The organism is Burkholderia sp. Ap-955 (assembly GCF_011753045.1).
Taxonomy (GTDB): domain Bacteria; phylum Pseudomonadota; class Gammaproteobacteria; order Burkholderiales; family Burkholderiaceae; genus Burkholderia; species Burkholderia lata_D.
In genome coordinates, this window is sequence record NZ_VWWH01000003.1 from 1 (window position 1) to 23,800 (window position 23,800).

Genomic DNA, 23,800 nt, shown 5'->3' on the forward strand with positions numbered 1-23,800 from the left:
CCGTGTGGTGGTCGGGCGCGGCATTCGCGGGCGTGGGCCTGGCCGGCGCGCTCGCGGGTGCGGTGGCCGTGTCGATGCTGATGCTCGGCAGCGTGCCGCCTGCGCATGAGCCGGGCTATCTGACTACGACGTTCGGTGGGCCGAGCGTGGACTGGAGTGATGAATGAGTGAGCGTGGCTGGAAATTCGTCCTCGTCGGTTCGGTCGTGCTGAACGTATTCATGCTCGGCGCGATCGGCGGCGGGGCGTATCAGTGGTTTTCGACGCATCGCGACCTGAGGGCGGCGGGCGCACCTGCTTCGCACACCGCATTGCGTTTCGCCGCGGACGAATTGCCGGACGCGCGCCAGCAGGAATTCGTTGCGGCGCTGAAGGCGGCGCGCAAGGACGGCCGCGATTTCGCGCGGGAAGGGCGCGACGACCGGATCACCGTGCTGGACCTGCTCGCTGCGCCGCAACTCGATCGCACGGCGATCGACGCGGCGCTCGACCGCACGCGTGCGGCCGATACGGCGCTGCGTGCGCAGGTCGAGCGCAGCGTCGTCGATTTCGCGGCGACGCTCACGCCGGACGAGCGCGCGAAGTTCGTCGACGGGTTGCGCCGTAGCGGGAACTGGCGGCTGCCGCCGAAGTGGCAGAAGAAGCAAGGGGACGCGGCGAGCAAGTAAGCCAACGCCGCGCGGGCAACCTGCGGCGGCGTGCCTTTTCAGTGGTGCGCAACGCGTACGCGGAAGGTGGGTCGGCAATGCCTGCAGGCTGAACTTCGGCAACGGATCGCAAGGGGCAACCGCGACTTCGCTGCGCGGCGCGCACGTTCAGCGTGCAAGCATCCACGCGGAGATCGCGTCGACCACGCCGCTCTCCAGACCATTGAAGCCGTGATAGGCAGACGCCTCGCACGGACCGCCCTGGGACCTGCCGCCCGACACGATCATCAGTTCGGCCTTCGGAGACTGCTCCAGCTTCTTCAGCAGCGTATCCGTTTCGGATACCGGACAATGTTTGCAGCCGTCATTCTGGTGGTGAACGACGAGCACCGGAATCGTGAGGCTGGCCAGGTTCATGTCCGTCACCGCGGTACCGCCTTGCTCTTCGCGGAGGATGGTGGACGTCAGCACGAGACCGTCGGGCCCGCCGCCGCCGGCCAGCGCAATCGCAATGGCGGCGGCGGACTGGGTGCCGCGGCTCGTCCCGACCAGCCAGACCGGTACATGGAGTTGCTCCTTCAACCACGCAATCACGGCGCGTGCGTCGTCGGCGTGCTCCTTCGACAGTCGAAAGCCGTCGAGGTAGGGCGCGGATTGCCGGTCGCTCGGCGCATCGATGACCGCGACCGCGATGCCGTCATTCACGAATATCTGCCGGCTGCGGACGAGAAAATTGCCTGCGCCCCATCCGAACCGGCCGGACGATTCCAGTTGCAGCCCGCCATGTCCGCCGGCATAGAGAATGGCCGCGGCCTTCGGCGCGTCCGGCGCGATGAAGAGAAACCGCTGAGTCACGCCGGGGCGCGTCGGAATATCGACGACCTTGGGCGGGTTCTGCGCATGGGCCGCATAGCCGTGCAGTGTCAGCGCGATGGCAAGCAGCCACGCACGGGTCGAGCGCGTGGGCGGACGCATCGAACCGAAGCAAGGAAACCGCGCACGCAAGCTGAAGGGAAGAGGGGGCATCATAGTGGTGGCCGGTGGATTCCGCAGCGGCAGGCCGGAATGCGGCAGCTTCTCCTGGTCAATGAAGTGGCGCCACGTCGACGCGAGGTGTGCCGAGCCATGGTTGCCCGAGCGCTCGTCTTCGTTCCGACGCGCGGCGTTCAATGCGATTCGACGAACTGAATGATTTCTCCGTTGTCGCGCTTGAGATAGCGGTCGTCGCCCTTCACGTGAACGTCGTTGCGCGAGTACGGGATCTTGCGGCCCTTGCTGCAGACCTTGCCAACCTCGGCGTTCCAGTCGCCGTGATCGGCGAACCTCCGGCTCGACGTGAAATCGTAGTCGCTGCCATTGCCGTACCGGACATGCCACTGGGTACCGTCCGCCAGTTCGATGTCGCATGCCTTGCCCGCGGACGTTGCTGGATATCCGATGCAGCAGGCGTGGTGGAACCGTCGGGAAAGGCCGATTGATCGGCGAAAGCGATAGCGGGAGCCGGCAGCGGGATGGCGAGCACCTTGGTCATGATGGGTCTCCGGTGGTACCGATTTTTACTCGCGGGCGAGACGACGAGACTGCCGTGACGCGGGGGCGATACGCTTTCTCGAGTCTGGCGTTGGTTCAGGGAAGCACAAGTGCCCAGCCGGCCCAATGCGGAGGCATGGTGCAGTTCCCGAGATTCCCGTGACGATTGCCCGGGTGTGATTCGGGCCGGCCACGCTCATCCGGTCAGGATGCCGGTTCGATACCGTGGCGTTTCATCACGGACTTCACCTTCTCCGGATCCGGTGGGCCGTCCGCGACCAACACCCCGGCCATCTCGCGGAAATAGTCGGGCCCGATGTTGGCGGGCGTAAACACCACGAGCGCACGAACGGGGACATTGCCCGGATTGGAGAAGTGATGAACGCTGCCGCGGGGCGAGAAGCAATGATCGCCCGCGTTCAGCACGCGTACGCTGTCGTCGACCCGGTAGGTCAGCGAACCCTCCACGATGCGGATCGTTTCGTCGACGTCGACATGGCGATGCGGCGGCGGAACTTTCGAGAACGGCTGGACGATCATTTCCGCCATTGCCATATGGCCGGCGGTGTCCGTGCCATCGACCAGGAACTGCATCGACAGCGAGCCAATGGTGATCAGTTCGTGACGTGTCAAATTCATCGCGAAACTCCGTCGGGTCAGGGCAAATCGTCATTCGGGCCTGCTGTATCGGCACCGGGATGCGGTGTGCATGGGATCATGCTCTACCTCGCCCATGACAAACGCAGGCACGGGTGTGGCGCGTGCCGCAGAAGCCGGGTCACGTTCGTCGACGAGCAACGGCCGGCTGCCGCGATGACGCCGCAGAGCGCAATCGTGGATCAGCGGCATAGCCCTCACGCGTCATTGCATGGCGCACGCAACCCGCGCCCGGGTGCTCTCGGAATTGTGGCAACGCCGAATGGCCATATCAATGCTCCATTTGCCTACCGGCCGTGTTTCCGGACGATCGACGGCCGGAACAACGCAAGCATCCGGTTCTCCTTCGGGGCGTTAAGCACCTCATGAAAACCGGGTTGCTGAGCGTTGATAGGGCCCGACGGTCGAACGTGTCCTTCTCCGCAGTCAACAATTCGACGCATCGCCCGTGAATGGCAGTCTTCTGAAAGCCAGTAGCAAACCGCGCGTTCCCGGACCATCACGGAGAAATATTCATGTTTCCGCCGACGGATTTCCCGCCGACCGACGTTAAACACGGGTACGCATCGCGAGAGCCCCGTCATGGACCACCCGAACGACATCACACCGGCCGCCATCGCGCTGAACCGTTTCGGTCTCGGCGCGCGGGCCGACGAAGCGCCGCCGGCGGACCCGAAGGCAGCGCTCGTCGCGCAATTCGACCGTTATGACGCGCGGCCGGCCGCGTGGGCCGGCGAACCGGACGCTGTCGCGCTTGCCACACGCTTCGCGAACGCGCGCAACGCAATGACGGCCAACGATCCGGCAACGAAGCGCGCGACCGAGCAGTTGATCCGGCGCGACGGCAACGACACGTATCGCAGCGCCGTCGTCGCGCGGCTGAACAGCGCGCTGATCACGCCCGCGCCGTTCGTCGAGCGGCTCGTGCATTTCTGGGCGAACCATTTCGCGGTATCGGTCGACAAGGGGCCGGTGGCGGCCTACGCGGGCGCGTTCGAACGCGACGCGATCCGCCCGCACGTGCTCGGCCGTTTCGAGGACATGCTGGTCGCCGTCGAACAGCATCCCGCGATGCAGCTTTTTCTCGACCAGGCGCGCTCGGTCGGCCCCGACAGCCCGGCCGCGCTGCGTGCCGAAGCGCGCAATCCGTCGGCCAGGCGCGGGCTCAACGAGAATCTCGCGCGCGAAATCATGGAACTGCACGCGCTCGGCGTACGCACGGGATACACGCAGGCCGACGTGACGGAATTCGCGCGCGCGCTGACCGGCTGGAGCATCGCCGGCGGACGCGGCCCGCAGCCCGGCGATGCTGCACCCGGTGCGTTCGTGTTTCGCCCGAAACTGCACGAGCCCGGCGTACGGACCGTGATGGGGCGCAGCTACGACCAACCCGGCGAAGCGCAGGCGCGCGCGATCCTGCACGACCTCGCGCATTCGGAGGCGACCGGCCGGCATATCGCGTTCCAGCTGGCCCGTCATTTCGTCGCCGACAATCCGCCCCCCGCGCTGACCGACCGGCTCGCCCGTGCGTTCGATGCGAGCGGCGGCGATTTGCCGACCGTCTATCGCGCGCTCGTCGATGCGCCCGATGCGTGGTCGCCGGTCAACCGCAAGTTCAAGACGCCGTGGGAGTGGGCCGTGTCGTCGCTGCGCGGGCTCGGCTGGCACGACACGGGCGACCTGAAGGCCGCGCCGATGCTCGCGCAGCTCGGCCAGCCGGTGTGGCGGCCCGGCTCGCCGGCCGGTTACGACGACGTTGCCGCGAGCTGGGCCGCGCCCGACGCGCTCGTGCGCCGGGTCGAGTTCGCGCAGCGGCTGGCCGCGCGCACGGGCGACCGGCTCGACCCGCGCACGCTCGGCAACACGCTGCTCGTCGGATCGTTGAGTGCGCCGACGGCGACCGCGCTGTCGCGCGCCGAAAGCGCGACCACGTCGCTCGCGCTGTTGCTCGTCTCACCCGATTTCCAACGGAGATGACCATGGCACTGTCCCGCCGACAATTCCTGAGCGTGGCCGCCGCCTGCGCAGGCGCGATCCTCGTCGCGCCACGGATCGTGTTCGCGAACGTCGAGACCGATCGGCGCTTCGTGTTCGTGATCCAGCGCGGCGCGGCCGACGGCCTGAACATCGTCGTTCCGTATGCCGAGCCCGCGTATGCGTCGCTGCGCGGCCCGCTGGCGATCGACACGTCGGCCGCGACGCGGCTCGACGGCACGTTCGCGCTGCATCCGTCGCTCGTGCAGACCGCGCAGTTGTACCGCGACGGCCAGGCACTGTTCGTTCATGCGATTGCATCGCCGTATCGCGACCGCTCGCATTTCGACGGCCAGAACGTGCTCGAGACGGGAGGACGCGCGCCGTACCAGGTGAAGGACGGGTGGCTGAACCGGCTCGCCGCGCTGCTGCCGGCCACGCGCGAAAGCGCGATCGCGTTCGCGCCGACCGTGCCGCTCGCGTTGCGCGGCACCGTGCAGGCCGCGTCGTACGCGCCGTCCGGTTTGCCGGCTGCGCCGGACGACCTGCTCGCACGCGTGTCGGCGCTCTACGAAGCCGATGCGCAGCTCGGCCCGTTGTGGCAGTCGGCGATGGACGCGCGCGGCCTCGCCGGCGATGCGCATGCGCGGCAGGATCCGGCGGGCGTCGGCAAGCTCGCCGCGACGTTCCTCGCGCGCGACGACGGCCCGCGCATCGCGATGATCGAGACGGGTGGCTGGGACACGCACAGCGCACAGAACGCACGGCTCGCGAATCAGCTGAAAGCGCTCGACACGATGCTCGCCGCATTGCGCGACGGCCTCGGGCCCGCGTGGCAGCAAACCACGGTGCTGGTCGCAACCGAGTTCGGTCGCACGGCGGCCGCGAACGGCACGGGCGGCACCGATCACGGGCAGGCATCCGTCGCGATGCTGGCGGGCGGCGCGGTCGCGGGCGGCCGCGTGATCGCCGACTGGCCGGGGTTGCGGCCGGGCGACCTGTACGAAGGGCGCGACCTGAAACCGACCGCGTCGCTCGACGCGTTGATCTCGGGCGCCGCCGCCGACAGCCTGCGGCTCGATCCGCGCCGTACCGCGTCCGCGCTGTTTGCGGAAAGCGGTACGACGCGGCCGATGAGCGGGCTGATTCGCGGAACCGCGTGACGCGCGACGTTGCCGCTTCCGCAATGAATCCATTCACGACACAAAAGGGAGAATCCAGGATGAACAAGATCCGATCCGTTTCGCTCGCCATGCTGGTGACGGCCAGTGCGACGCTGGTGTCTGCGTGCGTGGTCGAACCCGTGCGGCCGCCGCAGCCGGCGCCGGTCGTGGAGGTCCCGACGCCGATGCCTGCACCGGGCTATCGCTGGGCGAAAGGGCATTACCGGTGGGCCGGCAATCACTGGGCGTGGGTGCCCGGGCACTGGGTGGCTGTGTACTGATCAGCGTGACGTGCCGGGCCGTGCGGCATGGGTGCCGGGATGCGGGGCCGCGTATTGAAATGCGACGCGCGTTGCCCTAAGCTGCCGGGTCCCGGCGACGGGCATTCCCGTTCGACCGTCACGGCGAGCCGATCCACGGCCGCCGTTTTCACCCTCACGGCACCCACATGAAAGCATGGCTCGTTGCGTTGGCCGTCGCGGCCGGCACGACCGGCGCGCACGCCGCGTCGTTCAACTGCGCAAAGGCATCCACGTTCGTGGAGCGCGAAATCTGCGCCAATCCGACGTTGTCGCGTCTCGACGATGCGCTCAACGCGGATTACCAGCACATGCTCTACGACTTCGGCAACTATCCGGTCGAGGATCCGCCCGAGTACGAGCAGTTCATGGCGACGCAGAGGGCGTGGCTGAAGGCGCGTAACCGCTGCACGACGACGCAGTGCCTGGTCGACAGTTACCGCAAGCGCATCAATGTGCTGTGCGGCCAGATCGACGTGCCGGAGAAAAGCGATCGCGCGAAATGCCGCAGCAATGGCGGCCTGGGCGGGCTCGAACTCGATCACTGAGCGCGGACACGTCGCGCGAGCCGGAATCCGTCAGGCGCGGTGCGCGCCTACCACCCGATCCGGTGTTTCTCCTCCGTCTCGCGATGCCGCCAGTCGTCGTCCGCGTGCAGGTACTGGCTCGTGGTCGTGAGCGACACGTGGCCGAGGTTGTCGCGCACGAGCCGCAGGTCGACGCGGCCGTCGGCCATGTGCGAGCCCGCGCTGTGGCGCAGCCAGTGCGCGGACGCCTGTTCGAGCACGCGCGCCTGCTGCTCGCCGGCTTCGCCGTTCGCACGCAGCCGGTCGGCCGCCTGCCGGAACACCTGCTTCACGATCCGGTGCAGCGCCGCGCGCGTGAGCGGCTTGCGCGCCTGGCCGACCGGCAGCACGAGCGGCGTGGGCTCGCCGTCGGACGGCAACGCGGGCAGGCCGTGCGCGCGCCGGTAGCGTGACAGCTCGGCCATCATCTCGTCGGTGGCCGGCACGAGCCGCTGCCGGCCGCCTTTGCCCGTCACGTCGAGCCACCAGCGGTCGCGCCCGTCCGCGTCGCGACGGCAGAAGAACTGACCCATCGTCGTATCGGCCGCTTCGGTGATGCGCAGCCCGCCGAGATACAGCAGCGTGAACAGCCAGCGCGCGCGATCCGCATGGAAGCCCGCCCGCGCGTCGTCGCGCGGCATCGCGGCGATCGCGTCCTTGACCGACTGCCACAACGGCTGCCCGAGATGGCGCGTGACGCGCGGCGCGGGCCGGCGCTGCCGCTGCCGCGACAACGCGAGCGGATTGCCGGCCAGGTAGCCGGCCTGCACGAGCCACGAGAACATCACGTTCAGGATCACCAGCGCCTGCCGCTGGCTGGCCGCCGACAGCGGCCCGTAGAACGGCCGCCAGCGCGGATCGTCGCGCGGATGCTTGCGCCCGCCGTTCGCACACCACAGCTCGGCGGGTGCGGGTGCGAGCAGGAACTGGCGGTAGACGACCAGATCTTCGTGCGTGAGCGACGACAGCGGCTTGCCGCACGCGATCACGGCCCACAGCAGCAGGCGTTCGGCTTCCTTGCGGTAGTTCTGGAACGTGGTCGGCGTATCGACGAAGCGGGCGAGCCACGCGCGCACCGCATCCAGGTCGTTGGTCGCGGCAATCTGCGGATGAGTGCTGCTCGAGCGATTGGTGCCCGTGCGTCCGTCGAGCGCGGCCGGCACGGTCAGCGCATCGATCGGCAGCGGGCGCAACGCGGTGTCGGACGGAACGGGTGAGGTCATGCGGAGCGGGGTGCGTCGTGCGGATCGTACGTATGTGAAAGGGCGGACGAACGCAGCGCGATCAGGCATATCGGGAAGCGTCGATGGTACACGATCACCACACGGTGAATCCGCCGTCGACGGGGATCGCCTGACCGGTGACGCAACGCGCAGCGCGCGAGCACAGCCACGTCACCGTTTCCGCGATGTCGCGCGGCTCGCCGAGCGTGAAGAGGGGAAGTGATTTCTGTAAGCTATTTGTGAACTTTCCTGCCGTGAGGGCCTCTAATCGGCCCTCCAACGCTTCCAGAGGAACACCCGATGATTCGCCCATCCAGAACGCTGCTCGGCGCGGCCGTCATTGCCGGCAGCACGCTCCTCGCCGGATGCCAGACCGACGCGGTCGCCACGGCGCCGAACGCGGTACGCCCGGCCGACAGCAAGCCGGTGACCAAGACCGTGTATGTCGCGCCGCAATCCGCGCGCTGCACGGGCGTCGCGCCGATGGAGTGCCTGCAGGTGCGCAACGGCCCGAACGAGCCGTGGAGCCTGTGGTACGCCGGTATCGAAGGCTTCGCGTACCAGCCCGGCTACCTGTACACGCTCGAAATCGACGAATACCGCGTCGCGCAGCCGCCGGCCGACGGTTCGTCGATCCGCTGGGTGCTCAAGCGCGTCGTCGAGCGCCGCCAGGTGAACTGACAACCGCGCTCACGCGGACGGGCGCGCGGCCGCGCCGGTCGGCGGCGCGGCCGTATCGATCCGCCGGAACACGACGGACGACAGCAGCGTCACCACGCCCATGCACGTGAACGACAGCATGAACCCGTGCGCCATCGAGCCCCAATAGTCGGCAAACAGGTTGACGAGGCCGCCGCCGATCGACACGCCGAGCCCCATCGCCAGCATCTGCATCATCGTGAACAGGCTGTTGCCGCTGCCGGCGTCGGCATGCGACAGCCCCTTCAACGTCACGCCGTTCATCGCCGCGAACTGCATCGAGTTCGCCGCGCCGAACACGATCAGCAGCGCGCCTTCCAGTAGCGGCGCGGGCCGCGCCGACACCAGCGCGAACCCCGCGATCGCGCACCCGACGATCCCCGTATTCACGACCAGAAACGCCGCATAGCCGAAACGCTTCACGAGCGGCGCGATCCAGCGTTTCGCGATGACGCCCGCGATCGCGGCCGGCAGCATCATCAGCCCCGACTGCAGCGGCGTATAGCCGAGCTGCACCTGCATCAGCAGCGGCAGCATGAACGGCACGGAGCTCGTGCCGATCCGGCACAGCAGGTTGCCGAGCAGGCCCGAGCCGAAGTTCGGCTCGCGGAACAGCCCGAGCCGGAACAGCGGCTGCGCACGGCGCCGCGCGTGCGGCAGGTACGCAAGCGCGCTCGCCAGCCCGACCACGGCGAGCCCGGCCGCCCACGCGGTGCGATGCGCGGGCATCGGCGGGTCGATTGCGAGCGACAGCGCGATCATCGCGACCGACAGCAGCGCACAGCCGACGAAGTCGAACGGCGGCGGCTGTTGCGCCTGGTCGTGCGGCAGGTAACGCTGCACGGCGACGAAGCCGACCACGCCGACCGGCACGTTGACGATGAACACACAGTGCCACGAAATCGCCTGCGTGAGCCAGCCGCCGAGCGTCGGCCCGACGATCGGGCCGAGCTGGCCGGCGATCGACACGAACGCGATCGCCGCGACGTACTGTTCGCCCGGCACGCGGCGCAGCACGGCGAGCCGGCCGATCGGCAGCAGCATCGAGCCGCCGATGCCCTGCAGCGCGCGCGCGGCGACGAGCTGGCCGAGCGTATGCGACGCCGCGCAGCCGATCGATGCCAGCACGAACACGAGAATCGCGAGCGAGAACACGCGGCGCGTGCCGAACCGGTCGGCGAGCCAGCCGGACGCCGGCGTGAGCATCGCCATCGTCAGCGTATAGACGACCACGACGGGTTGCATCGCGAGCGGCGACGCATGCAGGCTTTGTGCGATCGAAGGCAGCGCGGTGTTGACGATCGTCGTGTCGAGCGACTGCATGAAGAATGCAGCGGCGACGATCCAGAGCAGCGCGGCGTGTGTGGGTTCCCGGGACATGGCGAAATCGGTGGTGCAAAGGCCGGCGCGGGTGGCGCCTTCACGCGGTTGCGCGCGGCGCCTGCCGGTCTCCAAGCGCACGATGGTACCGATTCCGATGGTCATCGGGAAGCCGCCTGAAGACATTGACTGTCATCGGTAATACCGATGACAATGCGCCATGCTCAATCCCGTCTGGCTCAACACGTTCGCTACCGTCACGAACTGCCGCAGCTTCACCGAAGCGGGCCGGCAGCTCGGGCTCAACCAGTCGAGCGTCAGCGAACATATCCGTCGTCTCGAAGAGAGCGTCGGCCGGCGGCTGTTCGTGCGCGACACGCATTCGATCGCGATGACGGCCGACGGCGAGGCGCTGCTCGTGCATGCGAACGTGATCCTGCAGGCGCTGAACCGCGCGGAATCGCAATTCCGCAAGCCGAGGCTCAAGGGGCGGGTGCGCCTTGGCGCGCCGGACGACCTCGCGCTCGTCGCGTTGCCGGACGTGCTCGCCGGGTTTCGCGCTGCGCATCCGGACGTCGCGCTGGAGATCACCACCGGGATGACGAGCCGGCTCTACGAAGGGCTGGACGCGGGCGCGCTCGACCTGATGATCGGCAAGCGGCGGCTCGGCGAGCGGCGCGGCACGCCGCTCTTGCGCACGCGGCTCGAATGGGTCGCGCGGCCCGGCACCATCGTCGATCCGGAGCGGCCGCTGCCGCTCGTGCTGGTCGCCGAGCCGAGCGTGACGCGCGCGATCGTCCTGAACGCGCTCGCGGAGAAGGGGATCGGCTGGGAAGTCGTGTGTTCGAGCAGCAGCCAGCCGGGCTGCATCGCGGCCGCGCGCGCGGGGCTCGGCCTGACCGCGACGTCGCACTATCTGTCGACGCGCGGGCTCGCGCCGCTGGTCAACGGCGACGCGCTGCCCGTGCTGCCCGACATCGAATTCATCGCGCTGGCCGCGAAGCGGCTCAGCCAGCCGGCGCGCACGCTGCTCGAATTGCTCGAGGCGAGCGACCTGAGCACGCCGGGCGCGGAGGCCTAGCGGGCACGCCGCGCACGAGGCGCCCGTATCCGGCGCCCGCGCGGCGTGCCGTCATGCGGCCCGTTTCTGCGAAATCACGAGCAATGCGCCGTTCTTGTCCTCCAGCACCGCGCGGTATTCGTGCGGCCCGGCCTGCACGGGCACGCGCACCGACGCGCCGGCCTTTACCACGCGCGCCATTGCCGCATACAGGTCGTCGTCCTCGTCGACGCGCAGCGTGAGCGCCGCGCGCTCGACGATCTGCTCGTCGCCCGCGACCAGCGCGATCGTCAGCGGGCCGCCGTCGAGCGCGCAATAGCGGTCGCCGTCGCGAAACTTCACGTTCAGGCCCAGCCCGTCGACGAACAGCGGCAGCGCCGTGTCGATGTCGTCGACCGGATACAGCAGCATCGATACCTTCATTCCCGCTCTCCCTTGTCGTTGGTCGGTGCGCGCCACGCGCCCACCGTTCGATGCTAGCGCGCCGGTCGCGCGCTCACGCAGTCCGATCGGATGACCGTGAAACCCCTCTGTCGCCGCGGGCGCGCCGGTACTCCGAACAGACGATGCCCGCGCCCGTCCGCGCGCCGACACTCCCATTCGTGGACCGTCGCGCTTCGTCCGTATCGTGCGGGCGGGCTGCACGACTCCGACTCGTCCAACAACCATGGAGACGCACGCAATGAAGTTTTCCCTCATCTACGAAGCCCAGACCACCGACGCATCGCGCGAGGGCGACCACCGGGTATTCAAGGAGACGGTCGAACAGGCGCTGCTCGCCGAGCAGGTCGGCTTCGACACGATCTGGTGCGTGGAGCACACGTCGCTGACCAACTATGCGCACATGAGCGCGCCGGAAACCTTCCTTGCGTACCTGGCCGGCCGCACGACGCGCATCGGCCTCGGCCACGGCGTCGTGTGCCTGCCGCCGGCGATGAACCACCCGATCAAGGTCGCGGAGCGCGTCGCGCTGCTCGACATCCTGTCCGGCGGCCGCGTGCACTTCGGCGTCGGCAAGGGCGGCAGCCAGCAGGAAGCCGGCGCGTTCGGCTACGACCTCAACGAACTGCAGCCGATGATCGACGAATCGATGTACCTCGTGCCGAAGATGTTCGTGCAGGACGAGATCGAGCACGACGGCAAGTACATCAAGATTCCGAAGCGTCCGATCCACCCGAAGCCGTTCCAGGATCCGCATCCGCCGATGTACCTCGCGTGTACCAACACCGACGCGCTGCTGCGCGCCGGCCAGCGCGGGATGGGCGCGCTGGTGCTCGGCTTCGGCGGCCCCGACGAAGTCGCGAAGAAGAATGCCGTGTACCGCGAAGCCTGGGCGAACCGCAAGCCGGAAGACCAGGTCGGCTTCCGCCCGACCCAGCACCTCGCGGCACTGTGCCCGACGGTCGTGATGGCCGACGGCCAGGCCGCCCGCAAGATCGGCATCCGCGGCCAGCGCTACTTCATGGAATCGCTCGCGTACTGGTACACGGGCGGCGAGCGTCCGGACCCGGCGAAGTGGGGCGACGACCTCGTGCAGGCCGATACCGGCGAAATGGTGATCCGCTCGCGCTTCGCGTCGGAGGAGGTCGTCGTGAACTTTGCCGACCCGGCGCTCGCGATGATGAACCCGAACCATGCGTACGGCACGGTAGACGACTGCATCGGCTATGTCGGCCGCCTGCAGGAAGCCGGCGTCGACGAAGTGCTGTTCCTGTGCCAGATGGGCACCGTGCCGCACGACGCGCAGATGGAGACCATCCGCAACATCGGCGAACACGTGATCCCGTTCTTCAACCGCGAGAAGGAGCGCGCCTGCGCGTGATGCACCGGGCCGCGCCCGTCGTCCGGTCGGACGATGCGGTGCGGTCGCGCGAAGCCGACCATCGGTGGTGGCGAGCATCGCCCGCGGCCAGGCCGCGCCGGACAACTTTGAACGAGAGCGGGGCCCGCGCCGCGGCGCATCACCCGCTTCACAGGAGACATTCGTGCATCGCGACAACGATTCGAACGCGCTGGCCGCCACGCTGATCGCCCGGGCCGAGGCACTGGCGCCGACGCTGGCCGGCCGCGCCGCGCAGGCGGACGCGCAGGGCCGCATCCCGGCCGAGACGATCGCCGACATGCAGGCCGCCGGCTTCTTCAAGGTGCTGCAGCCGAAGCGCTACGGCGGCTACGAGCTCGATCCGCAGGCGTTCTTCGACATCCAGATGGCGCTCGCGCGCGGCTGCATGTCGACCGCGTGGGTGTACGGCGTCGTCGGCGTGCACAACTGGCAGCTCGCGCTGTTCGACGCACGCGCGCAGCAGGACGTGTGGGGCGACGACCCGGCGACGCTGATCGCGTCGACCTACATGCCGGTGGGCCGCGTGACGCCGGTCGACGGCGGCTTCCGCCTGTCGGGCCACTGGAAGTTCTCGAGCGGCAGCGAACTGTGCGAATGGGTGTTCCTCGGCGCGCTGGTGCCGCCGGTCGAAGCCGGCCAGCCGCCCGAATACCGCACCTTCCTGCTGCCGAAAGCCGATTACCGGATCCAGCAGGACTGGGACGTGCTCGGCCTGCGCGCGACGGGCAGCCACGACATCGTCGTCGACGACGTGTTCGTGCCCGCGTACCGCACGCACAAGGCGATCGACGGGATGATGGGCACGAGCCCCGGCCTGGCCGTCAACGACGCGCCGCTGTTCAAGCTGCCGTTCGCGCAGATCTTCGTGCGCGCGGTGTGCACGTCGTGCATCGGCGCGCTGCAGGGGGCGCTCGACGATTTCACCGGGTATGCGGCGACGCGCGTGTCGGCCAACAGCGGTGCGAAGACGACCGACGATCCGGGCGCGCAGAACGCGTGTGCGAACGCGGCCGTCGCGATCGACGAGATGCAGGTGCTGCTCAAGCGCAATTTCGCGGAACTGATGGCGTCCGTCACCGGCGGCCCGGCCGTGTCGATCGAGCGCCGCATGCATTTCCGCTACCAGTCCGCACAGGTCGCCGAGCGCTGCGCGCAGGCCGCGAACGCGCTGCTGCGCTACGCGGGCGGCAACGGCATCTATCACCGCAATCCGCTCGTGCGTCGCTTCCTCGACCTGCATGCGGCCCGCGCGCACTACGCGAACAACGTCGACCGCTTCGGCCAGAACCTCGGCGCCGTGATGCTCGGCCGCGAGAACACCGACTTCTTCATCTGACGAGGCCGAGATGAACGACCCGCAAGCACAGCAATACGAGTTCGACGTGGTGGTCGTCGGTTCGGGCGCGGGCGCGCTGCTCGCCGCGTGCCGCGCGGCCGACCGCGGCCTGTCCGTCGTCGTGATCGAGAAGTCGGCGCTGTACGGCGGCACGTCGGCCGTCTCCGGCGGCGGCATCTGGGTGCCGTGCAACCACCATATCGCCGAACTGGGCGCGACCGATTCGCGCGAGGCCGCGCGCGGCTACATCGAAGCGTGCGTAGCCGGTGAATCGACGCCCGAGAAGATCGACACGTATCTCGACCGCGCGCCGGAGATGCTGCGCTACCTGGAATCGAAGACGCCGGTGCGCTACCAGTCGCTGCCGAAATACGCGGACTATTTCCAGAAGGTGCCGGGCGCGATGCCGGGCTACCGCGCGCTCGATCCGATGCCGTTCGACGGCGGGCTGCTCGGCGACGAATTCGACCGGCTGCGGCCGGCGTCGCCCGGCACGCTGATCGGCGGGCGCGTGGCGGTGACGTCGAAGGAGGCGCACACGCTGTTCTCGCGCGGGCCCGGCTTCATGAAGCTCGCGATCGCGCAGTTCGGCCGCTACTGGCTCGATATCGGGATGCGCCGCCGCACGCGGCGCGACCGGCGCCTGACGCTCGGCAACGCGTTGATCGGCGGGCTGCGCCGTGCGCTGCTCGACCGCAACGTACCCGTGTGGCTCGACACGCCGATGCGCGACCTGCTCGACGTCGACGGCCGCGTGACCGGCGTGCGCGCGCAGCGCTTCGGGCAGCTGGTGACGATCGCCGCGCGGCGTGGCGTGATCCTCGGCGCGGGCGGCTTCGAGCGCAACCAGCCGATGCGCGAGCGCTACCTGCCGCAGCCGACGCAGGCGCAGTGGAGCGCGACGCCGCCGGCCAACACCGGTGACGCGATCGCCGAAGGCCACCGGCTCGGCGGCGCGCTCGCGCTGATGGCGCACGTATGGGGCGCGCCGACGGTCGGTGTCGCCGGCGAGGAGAAGCAGCGCGCACTGTTCGTCGAACGCAACCTGCCGGGCTGCGTGATCGTGAACCGCCTCGGCAAGCGCTTCGTCAACGAAGCCGCACCGTATTCCGAATTCGTGCCGGCGATGTACCGCGACCATGCGCGCACTGGCGCAAGCGTGCCGGCCTGGATGGTGTTCGACGCGCGGTTTCGCCGCAAGTATCCGTGCGGGCCGATCATGCCGGCGTCGATGATGCCCGATTCACGGATTCCGGCCGCGTTCCGCGATGTGATCGTGAAGGCCGACACGATCGACGCGCTGGCCGCACGCATCGGCGTCGACGCGGTCGGCCTGCACGACACGCTGCGCGACATGGCGCGCTATGCGGCAACCGGGATCGACGAGGCGTTCGGCAAGGGCGACAACCTGTTCGACACGTACTACGGCGATCCGCGGAACAAGCCGAACCCGTGCCTCGGGCCGGTCGACCAGGCGCCGTTCTACGCGGTGCGGATCGACGCGGGCGACATCGGCACGAAGGGCGGGCTCGTCACCGACGTGCACGCCCGCGTGCTGCGCGCCGACGGCGAGCCGATCGACGGCCTGTACGCGATCGGCAACACCAGCGCATCGATGATGGGCGCGAGCTACCCCGGCGCGGGCTCGACGCTCGGTCCGGCGATGACCTTCGGGTATCTCGCCGCCGACCACCTGGCTGCTCGCGCAGCCGACGCCGGCGGCCGGCCCGCCCGGCCCTCCACGACTGAACTTGACGGAGTCCAATGATGAGCGATTTCACCCCCCATCCGCTGCGCACCGACATGCTGCTCGCGATGCGCCGCCTCGCGCGCTCCGTCACGGTCATCAGCAGTGCGCACGACGGCCGGCGCTACTCGATGTCCGCGACGGCGGTCGATTCGCTGTCGACCGATCCGCCTTCGCTGCTGATCTGCATCAATCGCAGCGCGTCGCTGTATCCGCCGCTCGACGCGGGCGCCGGGTTCTGCGTGAACGTGTTGTCGGCGGCCCACGAAGGCATCGCGATCGACTGCAGCGGCCGCCTGAAGGGCGAGGCGCGCTTCACGACCGGCGACTGGCACACATCGGCGCTCGGCGTGCCGTATCTGCGCGACGCACAGGCGAGCCTCGTGTGCGAGCAGGACGGCCGCTTCGAGTACGGCACGCATACGGTGTTCATCGGGCGCATCCGCGAGGTGCTGATGAGCGGCGACGTCGATCCGCTCGTCTATCTCGACGGCGCCTACACGACGCCCGGCGCGCCGGTGGCCCGTGCGGCCGCGTGACGTGAGGAGCCGGCCATGAGCGATTCGCGCTTCCATCGGCTGACCGTTGCCGACGTGATTGCCGAAAGCGACGACGCGTGCTCGTTCGTGTTCGACGTGCCGGCCGCGTTGCGCGACGCATTCGCGTACCGGCCCGGTCAGTTCCTGACGTTGAACGTGCCGTGCGCGGACGCCACCGTCGCGCGCTGCTATTCGCTGTCGAGTGCGCCCGGCATCGACGCCGCGCCGAAGATCACCGTCAAGCGCGTGCGCGACGGCCGCGCGTCGAACTGGCTGTGCGACCGCGTGAAGGCGGGCGATGCGCTCGACGTGCTGCCGCCGGCCGGCGTGTTCACGCCGCGCACGCTCGACGGCGACCTGCTGCTGTTCGCGGGCGGCAGCGGCATCACGCCGGTGCTGTCGATCCTGAAATCGGCGCTCGTGCACGGACGCGGGATGCTGACGCTGATCTACGCGAACCGCGACGAACGCGCGGTGATTTTCCGCGCCGAGCTGCAGCAGCTCGCGCAGCGCCATCCGGGCCGCGTGCGCGTGATCCACTGGCTCGACAGCGTGCAGGGCATCCCGCAGCAGCGCCATCTCGAGGAACTCGCGCGGCCGTTCAGCCAGCAGGAGACGTTTATCTGCGGGCCCGCGCTGTTCATGGAGAACGCGCTGGCCGCGATGCTCGGCCTCGGGTTGCCGCGTTCGCGGGTCCACGTCGAGCGTTTTGCATCGCTGCCTGATGTACCGGCACCGGCGGATACGACGGCGTCGAGCGTCGCAGCGGCGGCCTCGGCATCCGGCGCCGGCGCGGCGATCGAAACGGTGCTCGACGGCGACGCGTTCGCGTTCGACAGCGCCCCCGGCGAGACGCTGCTCGACGCGATGCTGCGCGCGGGCGTGCCGGCGCCGAATTCCTGCCGGATGGGGCAATGCGGCGCGTGCATGTGCCGGATCGAGCGCGGCGAGGTCGCGCTCGACAGCAACCACGTGCTCGACGACGACGAGATCGCGGCCGGCTGGACGCTCGCCTGTTGCGCACGGCCCGCGAGCGACGCGCTGCGCGTGGTGTTTCCCGACTGAGCCGTCGCGCGCCGGCGGCGCGCACGGCCACCCTGATCTAAGACGATGGACAACGAAATCCTGACCACGCCCGCGCTGATCGCCCGGGCAGCCGCGCGCTACGGCGCGCATCCGGCGATCGAGTCGGAGCATGGCCGGCTGACCTACGCGGAACTCGACGCGGCGCGCGTCGACGCGGCCCGCGCGCTGCTCGCGAGCGGCATCGCGGCGGGCGACCGCATCGCGGTGTGGGCGCCGAACCTGCCGGAATGGATCGTCGCGGCGCTGGCGATCCACACCGTCGGCGCGATTCTCGTGCCGGTCAATACGCGGATGAAGGGAATGGAGGTGGGCGGCATCCTGCACGACGGCGGCGTGCGGCTGCTGTTCTGCTGCGGCACCTTCCTCGGCGAATCCTATCCGGCGATGCTCGCGCCGCACCGGCCCGCGACGCTCGAGCGCGTCGTCGTGTTCGACGGCGAGCCGCCTTCAGGCGCGTGCGACGAGACCTGGAACGCGTTCCTCGCACGCGGTGCCGAGGTGCCGCTGGCCGCGGTGCGCGAACGCGAGGCACAGGTCACGCCCGACACCGTGATGGACCTGATGTTCACGTCCGGCACGACGGGCCGGCCGAAGGGCGTGATGACCGCGCACGGCCAGAACTTGCGCGCCGCGCAGGCGTGGGCGGCGATCGCCGGCGTACGCGCCGACGACCGCTACCTGATCGTCAATCCGTTCTTCCATACGTTCGGCTACAAGGCCGGCTGGCTCGCCGCGCTGTCGAGCGGCGCGACCGTGCTGCCGCATCTCGTGTTCCAGCCGGCCGATGTGCTGCGGCGCGTCGCCGACGACCGCGTCTCGGTGCTGCCCGGGCCGCCGACGCTGTACTACGCGCTGCTCGACGCACCCGATCGCGCGATGCGCGACCTGTCGTCGCTGCGGATCGCGGTGACGGGCGCGGCGGCGATCGCGCCGAGCCTGATCGAGCGGATGCGCGCGGAACTCGGCTTCGAGACGGTGCTGACCGGCTATGGGCTGACCGAATCGTGCGGCTTCGCGACGCTGTGCCGCCAGGGCGACGATGCGCAAACCGTTGCCTGTACGTCGGGGCGCCCGATGCCGGACGTCGAATTGCGTATCGCGGGCCAAGGCGGTGAGCCGCTCGGGCCGGACGAGACCGGCGAAATCTGGGTGCGCGGCTACAACGTGATGCGCGGCTACTTCAACCAGCCGGACGCGACGCGCGAGACGGTCGATGCGGACGGCTGGCTGCATACGGGCGATCTTGGCTGCGTCGATGCGGACGGCAACCTGAAGATCACCGATCGCATCAAGGACATGTTCATCGTCGGCGGCTTCAACTGTTATCCGGCCGAGATCGAGCGGCTGCTCGCCGCGCATCCGGCGATCGCCCAGGTGGCGCTGGTCGGCGTGCCCGATACGCGGCTCGGCGAAGTCGGCCATGCGTATGTCGTGCTGCGGCCGGGCGCGCATGCCGACGCCGACGAACTGAACGACTGGGCGCGTCGCAACATGGCGAACTACAAGGTGCCGCGGTATTTCACGTTCGTCGAGCAACTGCCGACGAGCGCGGCCGGCAAGGTGCTGAAGTACCGCCTGCGGGCGGGGACCGAGGCGGCGGCCTGAGCGCCGCCGCGACACACGAACGGGATGAACGCATGAACGACAACGGGTTTCCGCAGGGCGCGGTGCTGGTGTTCGGCGGCAGCGGCGGGATCGGGCAGGGTGTCGCGCTCGAGTTTGCGCGTGCCGGCGTGCCGGTCGCGGTGGGCTATCGGAGCAAGGCCGACGTGGCCGAGCGCGTGGCGCGCGAGATTCGCGGCGAAGGCGTCGCGGCGACCACGCACTGCGTGGACGTGACCGATCCTGCCCAGGTCGACGCCGTGCTCGCGGCCGCGATCGACGCGCATGGCCGCGTGCATACGGTCGTCTGGGCGGCCGGTCCGTTCGTGAACCAGCGTCATATCGGCGACATGACGCACGACGACTGGCGCCGCGCGATCGACGTCGAGACGGTAGGCTTCTTCGTGACGGCGAAGGCTGCGTTGCCGCACTTCCGTGCGTCGGGCGGCGGATCGTTCGTGACGCTCGGCTCGGCCGGGCACCTGCGCTGGCCGGATCGCGACGGGCTGTCGGTCGCGCCGAAGGCGGCGAACGAGGCGCTGGTCAAGGGCCTGGCACGCGAGGAGGGGCGTTATGACATTCGCGCGAATTCGATCCTGGTCGGCGTGATCGAGGCCGGCATGTTTCCGGTGCTGCTCGAACAGGGGCAGTTCGACCAGGCGTGGATCGACGAGACGCAGAAGATGCTCGCGCTCAAGCGCTGGGGGAAGGCGCACGATGCCGGACGGGCGGCGGTGTTTCTGGCGTCGGACCGGGCTAATTACATTACCGGGCAGCAGTTGAATGTTTCAGGCGGGTATGGGTTGTAGCACGGCCGACCGAACGCGAAGGGCTGGCCGCTCGTTGTGAGCGGCCTTTGCATTTCCGATTCGCCTGGCGGCCCTGCTACCGATGCTCGATGTGTTGCACGTTCGCAAGCACTTCCGGAGAGAGCTTTGCCGGGGTTTCCGGCCGGACTGAGGGAACGCTCACGGCATTGCACCCGCTTCGCTCGTCGCTGTTCCCCATGACCTTGTCGCGAAGCCGGATGTAGGGCTGCTCGACGAACCTGTATGTCAGATGCGCGAATGCGAAATAGAAGCCGGCGAGCGTGACATACAGGATGAGTGTCGTGCGATGACTTTCGATTGACCATCCGTATTTTGCAAACATGCCGAGCACCAGTGTCAGCATGCAGATGTGTCCCAGGTAGAGGGAATACGAAATCCGGCTGGTCCAGTCGATGAAGCGATCGAGCAGACGACTGCCCGACGTGCGAATGGTCATCGCTGCGGGAAGCAACGCGGCGATGACGACGGACAACATCGGGTATGCCATGGTGCGGACGGTGGCGTTGGTGACGAGATAAGGCGCACCGCACGCGAAGTAGAGCGTCAGGGCGACAAATATCGGCAACGCAAATTTCCAGAGCGACGCAAGACGCGCAAACTGTTTCGGTCGTTCGATGCGGATATACGCAACGATTACCCCGATGAACAGGGAATCCAGTCGGCACAATACGATGGATCGAACATGACGATCGACATCCGATAGCGACTGGGCGTTCCAACCAAAAACGATCCTTGCGACAAGCGGGCCAGCGATGAACACGGCGCACGTTGCGAGCATCGCACGTCCGGTCGACTTCAGCATGCCTGCGGCGGCGAGAAATACGCACGGGAGCAACAGGTAGAACCATTCTTCGACGGCCAGGCTCCACGAGTGCTCGAAGAATGGTCCTATCGGCCACGCCAGATTCTGGAGAAAGAGGAAGAATGGCCAGGCGACGTCGAGGGATGCCGGGCCGTGGTAGTCGAAGCGCAGATAGACGAGCAGGAAGAAGGCATAGAGCGGGAGGGTGCGTGCCCAGCGGCGCTTCCAGAAATCAAGAACATCGCCAGGGGCCTTGAGCTTGCCCGCTTTCCGCGACCGGATCAGTACGCTGCCAATCAGGAACCCGCTCAGAACGTAAAAGATCTCTACGCCGATCGTCCCCTGGGCCGAGAAGTACCATCTCATCCATGCAGGCGGCGCCCCGTGCGCCACGGTATGGCTGGCGAGAACGAGGAGAACCGCGAGCGCGCGCAGTATATCCAGCCCGAATACGCGCTGATTATTGGGGGGCGGAGCGGACTTCGTCATCGATAACGTGGGTGGGTTGGACGCCGAAGTGTAAATCAAACCCGGCGGGCTGAAGCGCTGGGTCCCCGGAAGGAACTGCGATGTCATGACGATGCGGGTTCGCACCCGGATCGAACGCATGGCCGCATCCGGAAAACGTTGCCGGATCTGCACGACAGGCGGTAGTAATGTCTGATTGCGGTCGCCATGCCGCGATTCCGGCCGACCGGTTCGGACTGTTGAATTCAGGGGGAATTCGCGAGCGGTGAATCGTTCCGATGGGTGCGACTGAATTGAACAGCCGCACCCGGTCGCCGATCAGAGTTTGCGCATCACGCAACCGATATAGTCAGCGCGATCAGGGGAGAGCGTTTCGATAGTCGCCAGGCCCTCGATTTCGCGGCAGATACTAAACGTTTCGTTTCGATTCGAGATCAGGAAATCGCGCCCGTCGACGTGGAAGTTCCATTGGTGGAAGCCTTCCCAGTTCTCGTTCAGCGCCTCGTTCGCCGCATGCTCGGTCGCAATGAAGCCACCGGGTTTCGTCACGGCGACCATCTGCCGAAACGCTTCGACCGGATTGTAGCTGTGGTCGAGCGTGTTTTTCGCATAGGTCAGGTCGAACGTGTTTGCCGGAAACATCGTGGTCAGGCATTCGCTTTCGCACTGCTGGGTTTTGATGAGGGGAAGCCCTGCAGGGAAATCCAGGCGGCTGTACAGATCGCCCAGCGCATCGACGGCGGTGATGTCCAGCGGCATGCCGTTCATCTTCTTGCCCAGCACCGTCATCGGGCCGGCCCCCACGTCGAGGATCTTCGGATTCGGGATGCCGTTCAGCAGTTCGGCCATCCACGGATGTACTTCGGCGTCGGGGTTGATGCGGAACTGAAAATCTTCCGGCCACGCACCGCCCTTCGTATCCAACCACTTCGACCAGAATTCGATTTCGTTATCGATTCCGCTAGACCACTGCAGTTTTTGCATTGTGCCCGTCCAGAGGGTATGGACGGACGATTCTATCATCCGCGGGCAGGCTGTCATCGGTCGACGAAACTTCGGGCGATGCGGGAATCGGTGGGGTGTACTGATCGGCTGCCGCTTACACGACGGCCCTTTCGCGCGGCACGCGTGAACCGGCATCCGTATTCCCCCTGACTTGCCGGGCGCGCTTGCGTATCGGCCTCGCACGCGCTCTGTGCGAGGTCACACCCTTGCAACGTTTCTTCGATGCATGCGGCCACATTCGATCGACGGTAACGGAGACGGACGTGCGCTAATGGCCGTCCGGCCTTGTTCGGCGTGCATCGCGATATCGATGCGTGCGCACACAATCGCGCGCTGCGGCGTCGCGTGCCGAATATCGATGCGTTCCTGAAACATTTCCCCCGATTTCGCACCGCACGACGGCGAGCGTTTGGCTGCGACGCTTGCTGCGCGTGGATTTGCGAGGCATGGCACGTGCCTTGCGGTGGACCCGGTGCCGCCGGTGCAGACGAATCTCGCCAGAACGATCAGGGCATCGGCGGCATGTAACGACATCGAAACAAACGGGGAATCGGATCGGGCCGCGGCGCCGCGCATGTCGTATCGGTCATGCGCATGGGGCAACGCGTTCCCGATCCGTCGAACAGCAAGCGTGCTTGCAAGGTGTCGTGCCGGGGTTCGCGTCACGCGTGGCGGCGCAGGTCGCATGCGTTGGCGAGGCGCGCCCGGCACATGTCGGGGGAGGCGCCCGTGAAAACGACGGTGAAACAATGGGCAGCGGTCGCGGTGACGTGCGCCGCGAGCATGCAAGTACTCGCGCAGGAGATCTACCTGCAGGGCGGCACGCAGGGCGTCGGCATCGGCGCGGCCGTGAGCTTCAATTCGATGCTGGGCGCGCATGCGGACTTCAATGCGATCGATCTTTCGCATGACTTCACGGTGGCCGGCAATCGCTATCAGGATGACCTGAAGCTGCGCCAGGGCGGCCTGTACGCGGACATCTTTCCATGGCGAGGCAGCGGCTTCCGGGCGACACTCGGCCTGCGCTTCAACGACGATGATCTCCGTGGCGTATCGGTGCCGACCAACGGCACCTATGTGTTCGGCGGCAAGCACTATCCTGCGATGCCGGGGATGTACGCGGTGGCGGAAGCGCGCTATCCGACCGTGATGCCGTACTTCGGGATCGGCTACGGGCATCGGCCGGCGTCGAAGGGGCTGGGGTTCGTTGCCGATCTTGGCGTGGCGTACGGGATACCGAAATGTTCGTACACGCTGTCGCCTGAACTGGCAGCCGCGGCCGGGCCGGCGAAGAGCCAGATCCTGGCGTCGAGCGGCCTGGATTCGCTGCGGCAGGTGATGTCGCGCTATCGGTGGTACCCGGTTTTGCAGATCGGGATTTCGTATCGGTTCTGATCGGTGGGCA

The 23,800-nt window shown here is 67.8% G+C and carries 24 protein-coding genes; 16 read left to right on the forward strand and 8 right to left on the reverse strand.

Going from position 1 to position 23,800, the window contains the following annotated elements; translation table 11 throughout:
- The first annotated feature begins 163 nt into the window (after positions 1-163).
- Positions 164-667, forward strand: coding sequence for a periplasmic heavy metal sensor (locus tag F3J15_RS02205; RefSeq protein ID WP_089447791.1), 504 nt, complete (start codon positions 164-166; stop codon positions 665-667).
- 147 nt (positions 668-814) lie between these two features.
- On the opposite strand, the gene F3J15_RS02210 is transcribed toward F3J15_RS02205, so the two are convergent.
- The gene (locus tag F3J15_RS02210) at positions 815-1,816 is read right to left on the reverse strand and encodes an alpha/beta hydrolase (RefSeq protein WP_240158743.1); all 1,002 of its coding nucleotides are present in this window, start codon (positions 1,814-1,816) and stop codon (positions 815-817) included.
- Here F3J15_RS02210 and F3J15_RS02215 point away from each other — a divergent pair.
- Positions 1,816-2,124, forward strand: a complete 309-nt coding sequence (locus tag F3J15_RS02215; RefSeq protein ID WP_166887210.1) for a hypothetical protein — start codon at positions 1,816-1,818, stop codon at positions 2,122-2,124. The two genes, F3J15_RS02210 and F3J15_RS02215, sit on opposite strands and share 1 nt — an antisense overlap.
- Before the next feature lie 256 nt (positions 2,125-2,380).
- On the opposite strand, the gene F3J15_RS02220 is transcribed toward F3J15_RS02215, so the two are convergent.
- Positions 2,381-2,770, reverse strand: coding sequence for a cupin domain-containing protein (locus F3J15_RS02220; RefSeq protein ID WP_235986475.1), 390 nt, complete (start codon positions 2,768-2,770; stop codon positions 2,381-2,383).
- Positions 2,771-3,415: 645 nt separating this feature from the next.
- Here F3J15_RS02220 and F3J15_RS02225 point away from each other — a divergent pair.
- The 4 genes from F3J15_RS02225 to F3J15_RS02240 all read left to right on the forward strand — a co-directional run bounded on the left by F3J15_RS02225 (position 3,416) and on the right by F3J15_RS02240 (position 6,817).
- Positions 3,416-4,810 (forward strand): DUF1800 domain-containing protein, encoded by a 1,395-nt coding sequence (locus tag F3J15_RS02225; RefSeq protein WP_166887213.1) that lies wholly within the window; start codon positions 3,416-3,418, stop codon positions 4,808-4,810.
- Positions 4,807-5,970 carry a DUF1501 domain-containing protein gene (locus F3J15_RS02230; RefSeq protein WP_205190655.1) on the forward strand — a complete coding sequence of 388 codons (1,164 nt, stop codon included), beginning with the start codon at positions 4,807-4,809 and terminating at the stop codon, positions 5,968-5,970. The genes F3J15_RS02225 and F3J15_RS02230 overlap by 4 nt, the downstream gene beginning before the upstream one ends.
- Positions 5,971-6,029: 59 nt before the next feature.
- The gene (locus F3J15_RS02235; protein ID WP_166887219.1) at positions 6,030-6,251 is read left to right on the forward strand and encodes a YXWGXW repeat-containing protein; all 222 of its coding nucleotides are present in this window, start codon (positions 6,030-6,032) and stop codon (positions 6,249-6,251) included.
- Between the two features lie 167 nt (positions 6,252-6,418).
- Positions 6,419-6,817: a lysozyme inhibitor LprI family protein gene (locus F3J15_RS02240; RefSeq protein ID WP_166887222.1), complete on the forward strand. Its 399-nt coding sequence runs from the start codon at positions 6,419-6,421 to the stop codon at positions 6,815-6,817.
- Positions 6,818-6,864: 47 nt separating this feature from the next.
- Here the strand turns inward: F3J15_RS02240 and F3J15_RS02245 are convergent, their stop codons facing one another.
- Entirely contained in the window at positions 6,865-8,058 is a 1,194-nt protein-coding gene (locus F3J15_RS02245; RefSeq protein ID WP_166887225.1) for a tyrosine-type recombinase/integrase, read from the reverse strand.
- Positions 8,059-8,152: 94 nt separating this feature from the next.
- Positions 8,153-8,371 (reverse strand): SDR family oxidoreductase, encoded by a 219-nt coding sequence (locus F3J15_RS02250; RefSeq protein ID WP_166887228.1) that lies wholly within the window; start codon positions 8,369-8,371, stop codon positions 8,153-8,155.
- Between F3J15_RS02250 and F3J15_RS02255 the strand changes: the two genes are divergently transcribed.
- Entirely contained in the window at positions 8,359-8,739 is a 381-nt protein-coding gene (locus F3J15_RS02255; RefSeq protein ID WP_166887231.1) for a DUF4377 domain-containing protein, read from the forward strand. The two genes, F3J15_RS02250 and F3J15_RS02255, sit on opposite strands and share 13 nt — an antisense overlap.
- 9 nt (positions 8,740-8,748) lie before the next feature.
- Here F3J15_RS02255 and F3J15_RS02260 read toward each other — a convergent pair whose 3' ends face one another.
- The gene (locus F3J15_RS02260) at positions 8,749-10,137 is read right to left on the reverse strand and encodes a DHA2 family efflux MFS transporter permease subunit (RefSeq protein ID WP_166887234.1); all 1,389 of its coding nucleotides are present in this window, start codon (positions 10,135-10,137) and stop codon (positions 8,749-8,751) included.
- Positions 10,138-10,297: 160 nt separating this feature from the next.
- Here F3J15_RS02260 and F3J15_RS02265 point away from each other — a divergent pair, with 160 nt between their 5' ends.
- Positions 10,298-11,158 carry a LysR family transcriptional regulator gene (locus tag F3J15_RS02265; RefSeq protein WP_166887237.1) on the forward strand — a complete coding sequence of 287 codons (861 nt, stop codon included), beginning with the start codon at positions 10,298-10,300 and terminating at the stop codon, positions 11,156-11,158.
- 51 nt (positions 11,159-11,209) lie between these two features.
- Here the strand turns inward: F3J15_RS02265 and F3J15_RS02270 are convergent, their stop codons facing one another.
- Positions 11,210-11,560: a VOC family protein gene (locus tag F3J15_RS02270; protein ID WP_011355015.1), complete on the reverse strand. Its 351-nt coding sequence runs from the start codon at positions 11,558-11,560 to the stop codon at positions 11,210-11,212.
- Between the two features lie 259 nt (positions 11,561-11,819).
- Here F3J15_RS02270 and F3J15_RS02275 point away from each other — a divergent pair, with 259 nt between their 5' ends.
- From F3J15_RS02275 to F3J15_RS02305, 7 genes are all read left to right on the forward strand, one after another.
- Complete coding sequence (locus F3J15_RS02275) at positions 11,820-12,959, forward strand: LLM class flavin-dependent oxidoreductase (RefSeq protein WP_069252948.1); 1,140 nt, start codon at positions 11,820-11,822, stop codon at positions 12,957-12,959.
- 163 nt (positions 12,960-13,122) lie between these two features.
- Positions 13,123-14,316 (forward strand): acyl-CoA dehydrogenase family protein, encoded by a 1,194-nt coding sequence (locus tag F3J15_RS02280; protein WP_166887240.1) that lies wholly within the window; start codon positions 13,123-13,125, stop codon positions 14,314-14,316.
- A gap of 10 nt (positions 14,317-14,326) precedes the next feature.
- Positions 14,327-16,084, forward strand: a complete 1,758-nt coding sequence (locus F3J15_RS02285; protein ID WP_166887242.1) for an FAD-dependent oxidoreductase — start codon at positions 14,327-14,329, stop codon at positions 16,082-16,084.
- Positions 16,084-16,602, forward strand: coding sequence for a flavin reductase family protein (locus tag F3J15_RS02290; RefSeq protein WP_166887244.1), 519 nt, complete (start codon positions 16,084-16,086; stop codon positions 16,600-16,602). Before F3J15_RS02285 ends, F3J15_RS02290 begins: the two co-directional genes overlap by 1 nt.
- A 15-nt stretch (positions 16,603-16,617) precedes the next feature.
- Positions 16,618-17,667: a ferredoxin--NADP reductase gene (locus F3J15_RS02295; protein WP_166887246.1), complete on the forward strand. Its 1,050-nt coding sequence runs from the start codon at positions 16,618-16,620 to the stop codon at positions 17,665-17,667.
- 45 nt (positions 17,668-17,712) lie between these two features.
- Positions 17,713-19,293: a FadD3 family acyl-CoA ligase gene (locus F3J15_RS02300; RefSeq protein ID WP_166887248.1), complete on the forward strand. Its 1,581-nt coding sequence runs from the start codon at positions 17,713-17,715 to the stop codon at positions 19,291-19,293.
- 32 nt (positions 19,294-19,325) lie between these two features.
- Positions 19,326-20,099: an SDR family oxidoreductase gene (locus F3J15_RS02305; protein WP_166887250.1), complete on the forward strand. Its 774-nt coding sequence runs from the start codon at positions 19,326-19,328 to the stop codon at positions 20,097-20,099.
- Between the two features lie 76 nt (positions 20,100-20,175).
- Here F3J15_RS02305 and F3J15_RS02310 read toward each other — a convergent pair whose 3' ends face one another.
- A complete protein-coding gene (locus F3J15_RS02310; RefSeq protein ID WP_166887252.1) occupies positions 20,176-21,531 on the reverse strand; it encodes an acyltransferase in 1,356 nt (451 codons plus the stop codon).
- A gap of 177 nt (positions 21,532-21,708) precedes the next feature.
- A complete protein-coding gene (locus F3J15_RS02315) occupies positions 21,709-22,374 on the reverse strand; it encodes a methyltransferase domain-containing protein (protein ID WP_166887254.1) in 666 nt (221 codons plus the stop codon).
- A gap of 732 nt (positions 22,375-23,106) precedes the next feature.
- On the opposite strand from F3J15_RS02315, the gene F3J15_RS02320 reads away from it, so the two are divergent.
- On the forward strand, positions 23,107-23,790 hold the full coding sequence (locus F3J15_RS02320; RefSeq protein ID WP_166887256.1) for a hypothetical protein: 684 nt from the start codon (positions 23,107-23,109) through the stop codon (positions 23,788-23,790).
- Positions 23,791-23,800: the final 10 nt, after the last annotated feature.

Excerpts from the sequence above, each read along its gene's own strand:
- F3J15_RS02205 (WP_089447791.1), top strand. The coding sequence starts at position 164 with ATGAGTGAGCGTGGCTGGAAATTCGTCCTCGTCGGTTCGGTCGTGCTG.
- F3J15_RS02225 (WP_166887213.1), top strand. The coding sequence starts at position 3,416 with ATGGACCACCCGAACGACATCACACCGGCCGCCATCGCGCTGAACCGT.
- F3J15_RS02260 (WP_166887234.1), bottom strand. The coding sequence starts at position 10,137 with ATGTCCCGGGAACCCACACACGCCGCGCTGCTCTGGATCGTCGCCGCT.
- F3J15_RS02320 (WP_166887256.1), top strand. The coding sequence starts at position 23,107 with ATGTCGGGGGAGGCGCCCGTGAAAACGACGGTGAAACAATGGGCAGCG.
- F3J15_RS02270 (WP_011355015.1), bottom strand. The coding sequence starts at position 11,560 with ATGAAGGTATCGATGCTGCTGTATCCGGTCGACGACATCGACACGGCG.
- F3J15_RS02265 (WP_166887237.1), top strand. The coding sequence starts at position 10,298 with ATGCTCAATCCCGTCTGGCTCAACACGTTCGCTACCGTCACGAACTGC.
- F3J15_RS02275 (WP_069252948.1), top strand. The coding sequence starts at position 11,820 with ATGAAGTTTTCCCTCATCTACGAAGCCCAGACCACCGACGCATCGCGC.
- F3J15_RS02215 (WP_166887210.1), top strand. The coding sequence starts at position 1,816 with ATGCGATTCGACGAACTGAATGATTTCTCCGTTGTCGCGCTTGAGATA.
- F3J15_RS02245 (WP_166887225.1), bottom strand. The coding sequence starts at position 8,058 with ATGACCTCACCCGTTCCGTCCGACACCGCGTTGCGCCCGCTGCCGATC.
- F3J15_RS02255 (WP_166887231.1), top strand. The coding sequence starts at position 8,359 with ATGATTCGCCCATCCAGAACGCTGCTCGGCGCGGCCGTCATTGCCGGC.
- F3J15_RS02285 (WP_166887242.1), top strand. The coding sequence starts at position 14,327 with ATGAACGACCCGCAAGCACAGCAATACGAGTTCGACGTGGTGGTCGTC.
- F3J15_RS02230 (WP_205190655.1), top strand. The coding sequence starts at position 4,807 with ATGACCATGGCACTGTCCCGCCGACAATTCCTGAGCGTGGCCGCCGCC.
- F3J15_RS02310 (WP_166887252.1), bottom strand. The coding sequence starts at position 21,531 with ATGCGTTCGATCCGGGTGCGAACCCGCATCGTCATGACATCGCAGTTC.
- F3J15_RS02290 (WP_166887244.1), top strand. The coding sequence starts at position 16,084 with ATGAGCGATTTCACCCCCCATCCGCTGCGCACCGACATGCTGCTCGCG.
- F3J15_RS02305 (WP_166887250.1), top strand. The coding sequence starts at position 19,326 with ATGAACGACAACGGGTTTCCGCAGGGCGCGGTGCTGGTGTTCGGCGGC.
- F3J15_RS02300 (WP_166887248.1), top strand. The coding sequence starts at position 17,713 with ATGGACAACGAAATCCTGACCACGCCCGCGCTGATCGCCCGGGCAGCC.
- F3J15_RS02240 (WP_166887222.1), top strand. The coding sequence starts at position 6,419 with ATGAAAGCATGGCTCGTTGCGTTGGCCGTCGCGGCCGGCACGACCGGC.
- F3J15_RS02295 (WP_166887246.1), top strand. The coding sequence starts at position 16,618 with ATGAGCGATTCGCGCTTCCATCGGCTGACCGTTGCCGACGTGATTGCC.
- F3J15_RS02220 (WP_235986475.1), bottom strand. The coding sequence starts at position 2,770 with ATGCAGTTCCTGGTCGATGGCACGGACACCGCCGGCCATATGGCAATG.
- F3J15_RS02235 (WP_166887219.1), top strand. The coding sequence starts at position 6,030 with ATGAACAAGATCCGATCCGTTTCGCTCGCCATGCTGGTGACGGCCAGT.
- F3J15_RS02315 (WP_166887254.1), bottom strand. The coding sequence starts at position 22,374 with ATGCAAAAACTGCAGTGGTCTAGCGGAATCGATAACGAAATCGAATTC.
- F3J15_RS02250 (WP_166887228.1), bottom strand. The coding sequence starts at position 8,371 with ATGGGCGAATCATCGGGTGTTCCTCTGGAAGCGTTGGAGGGCCGATTA.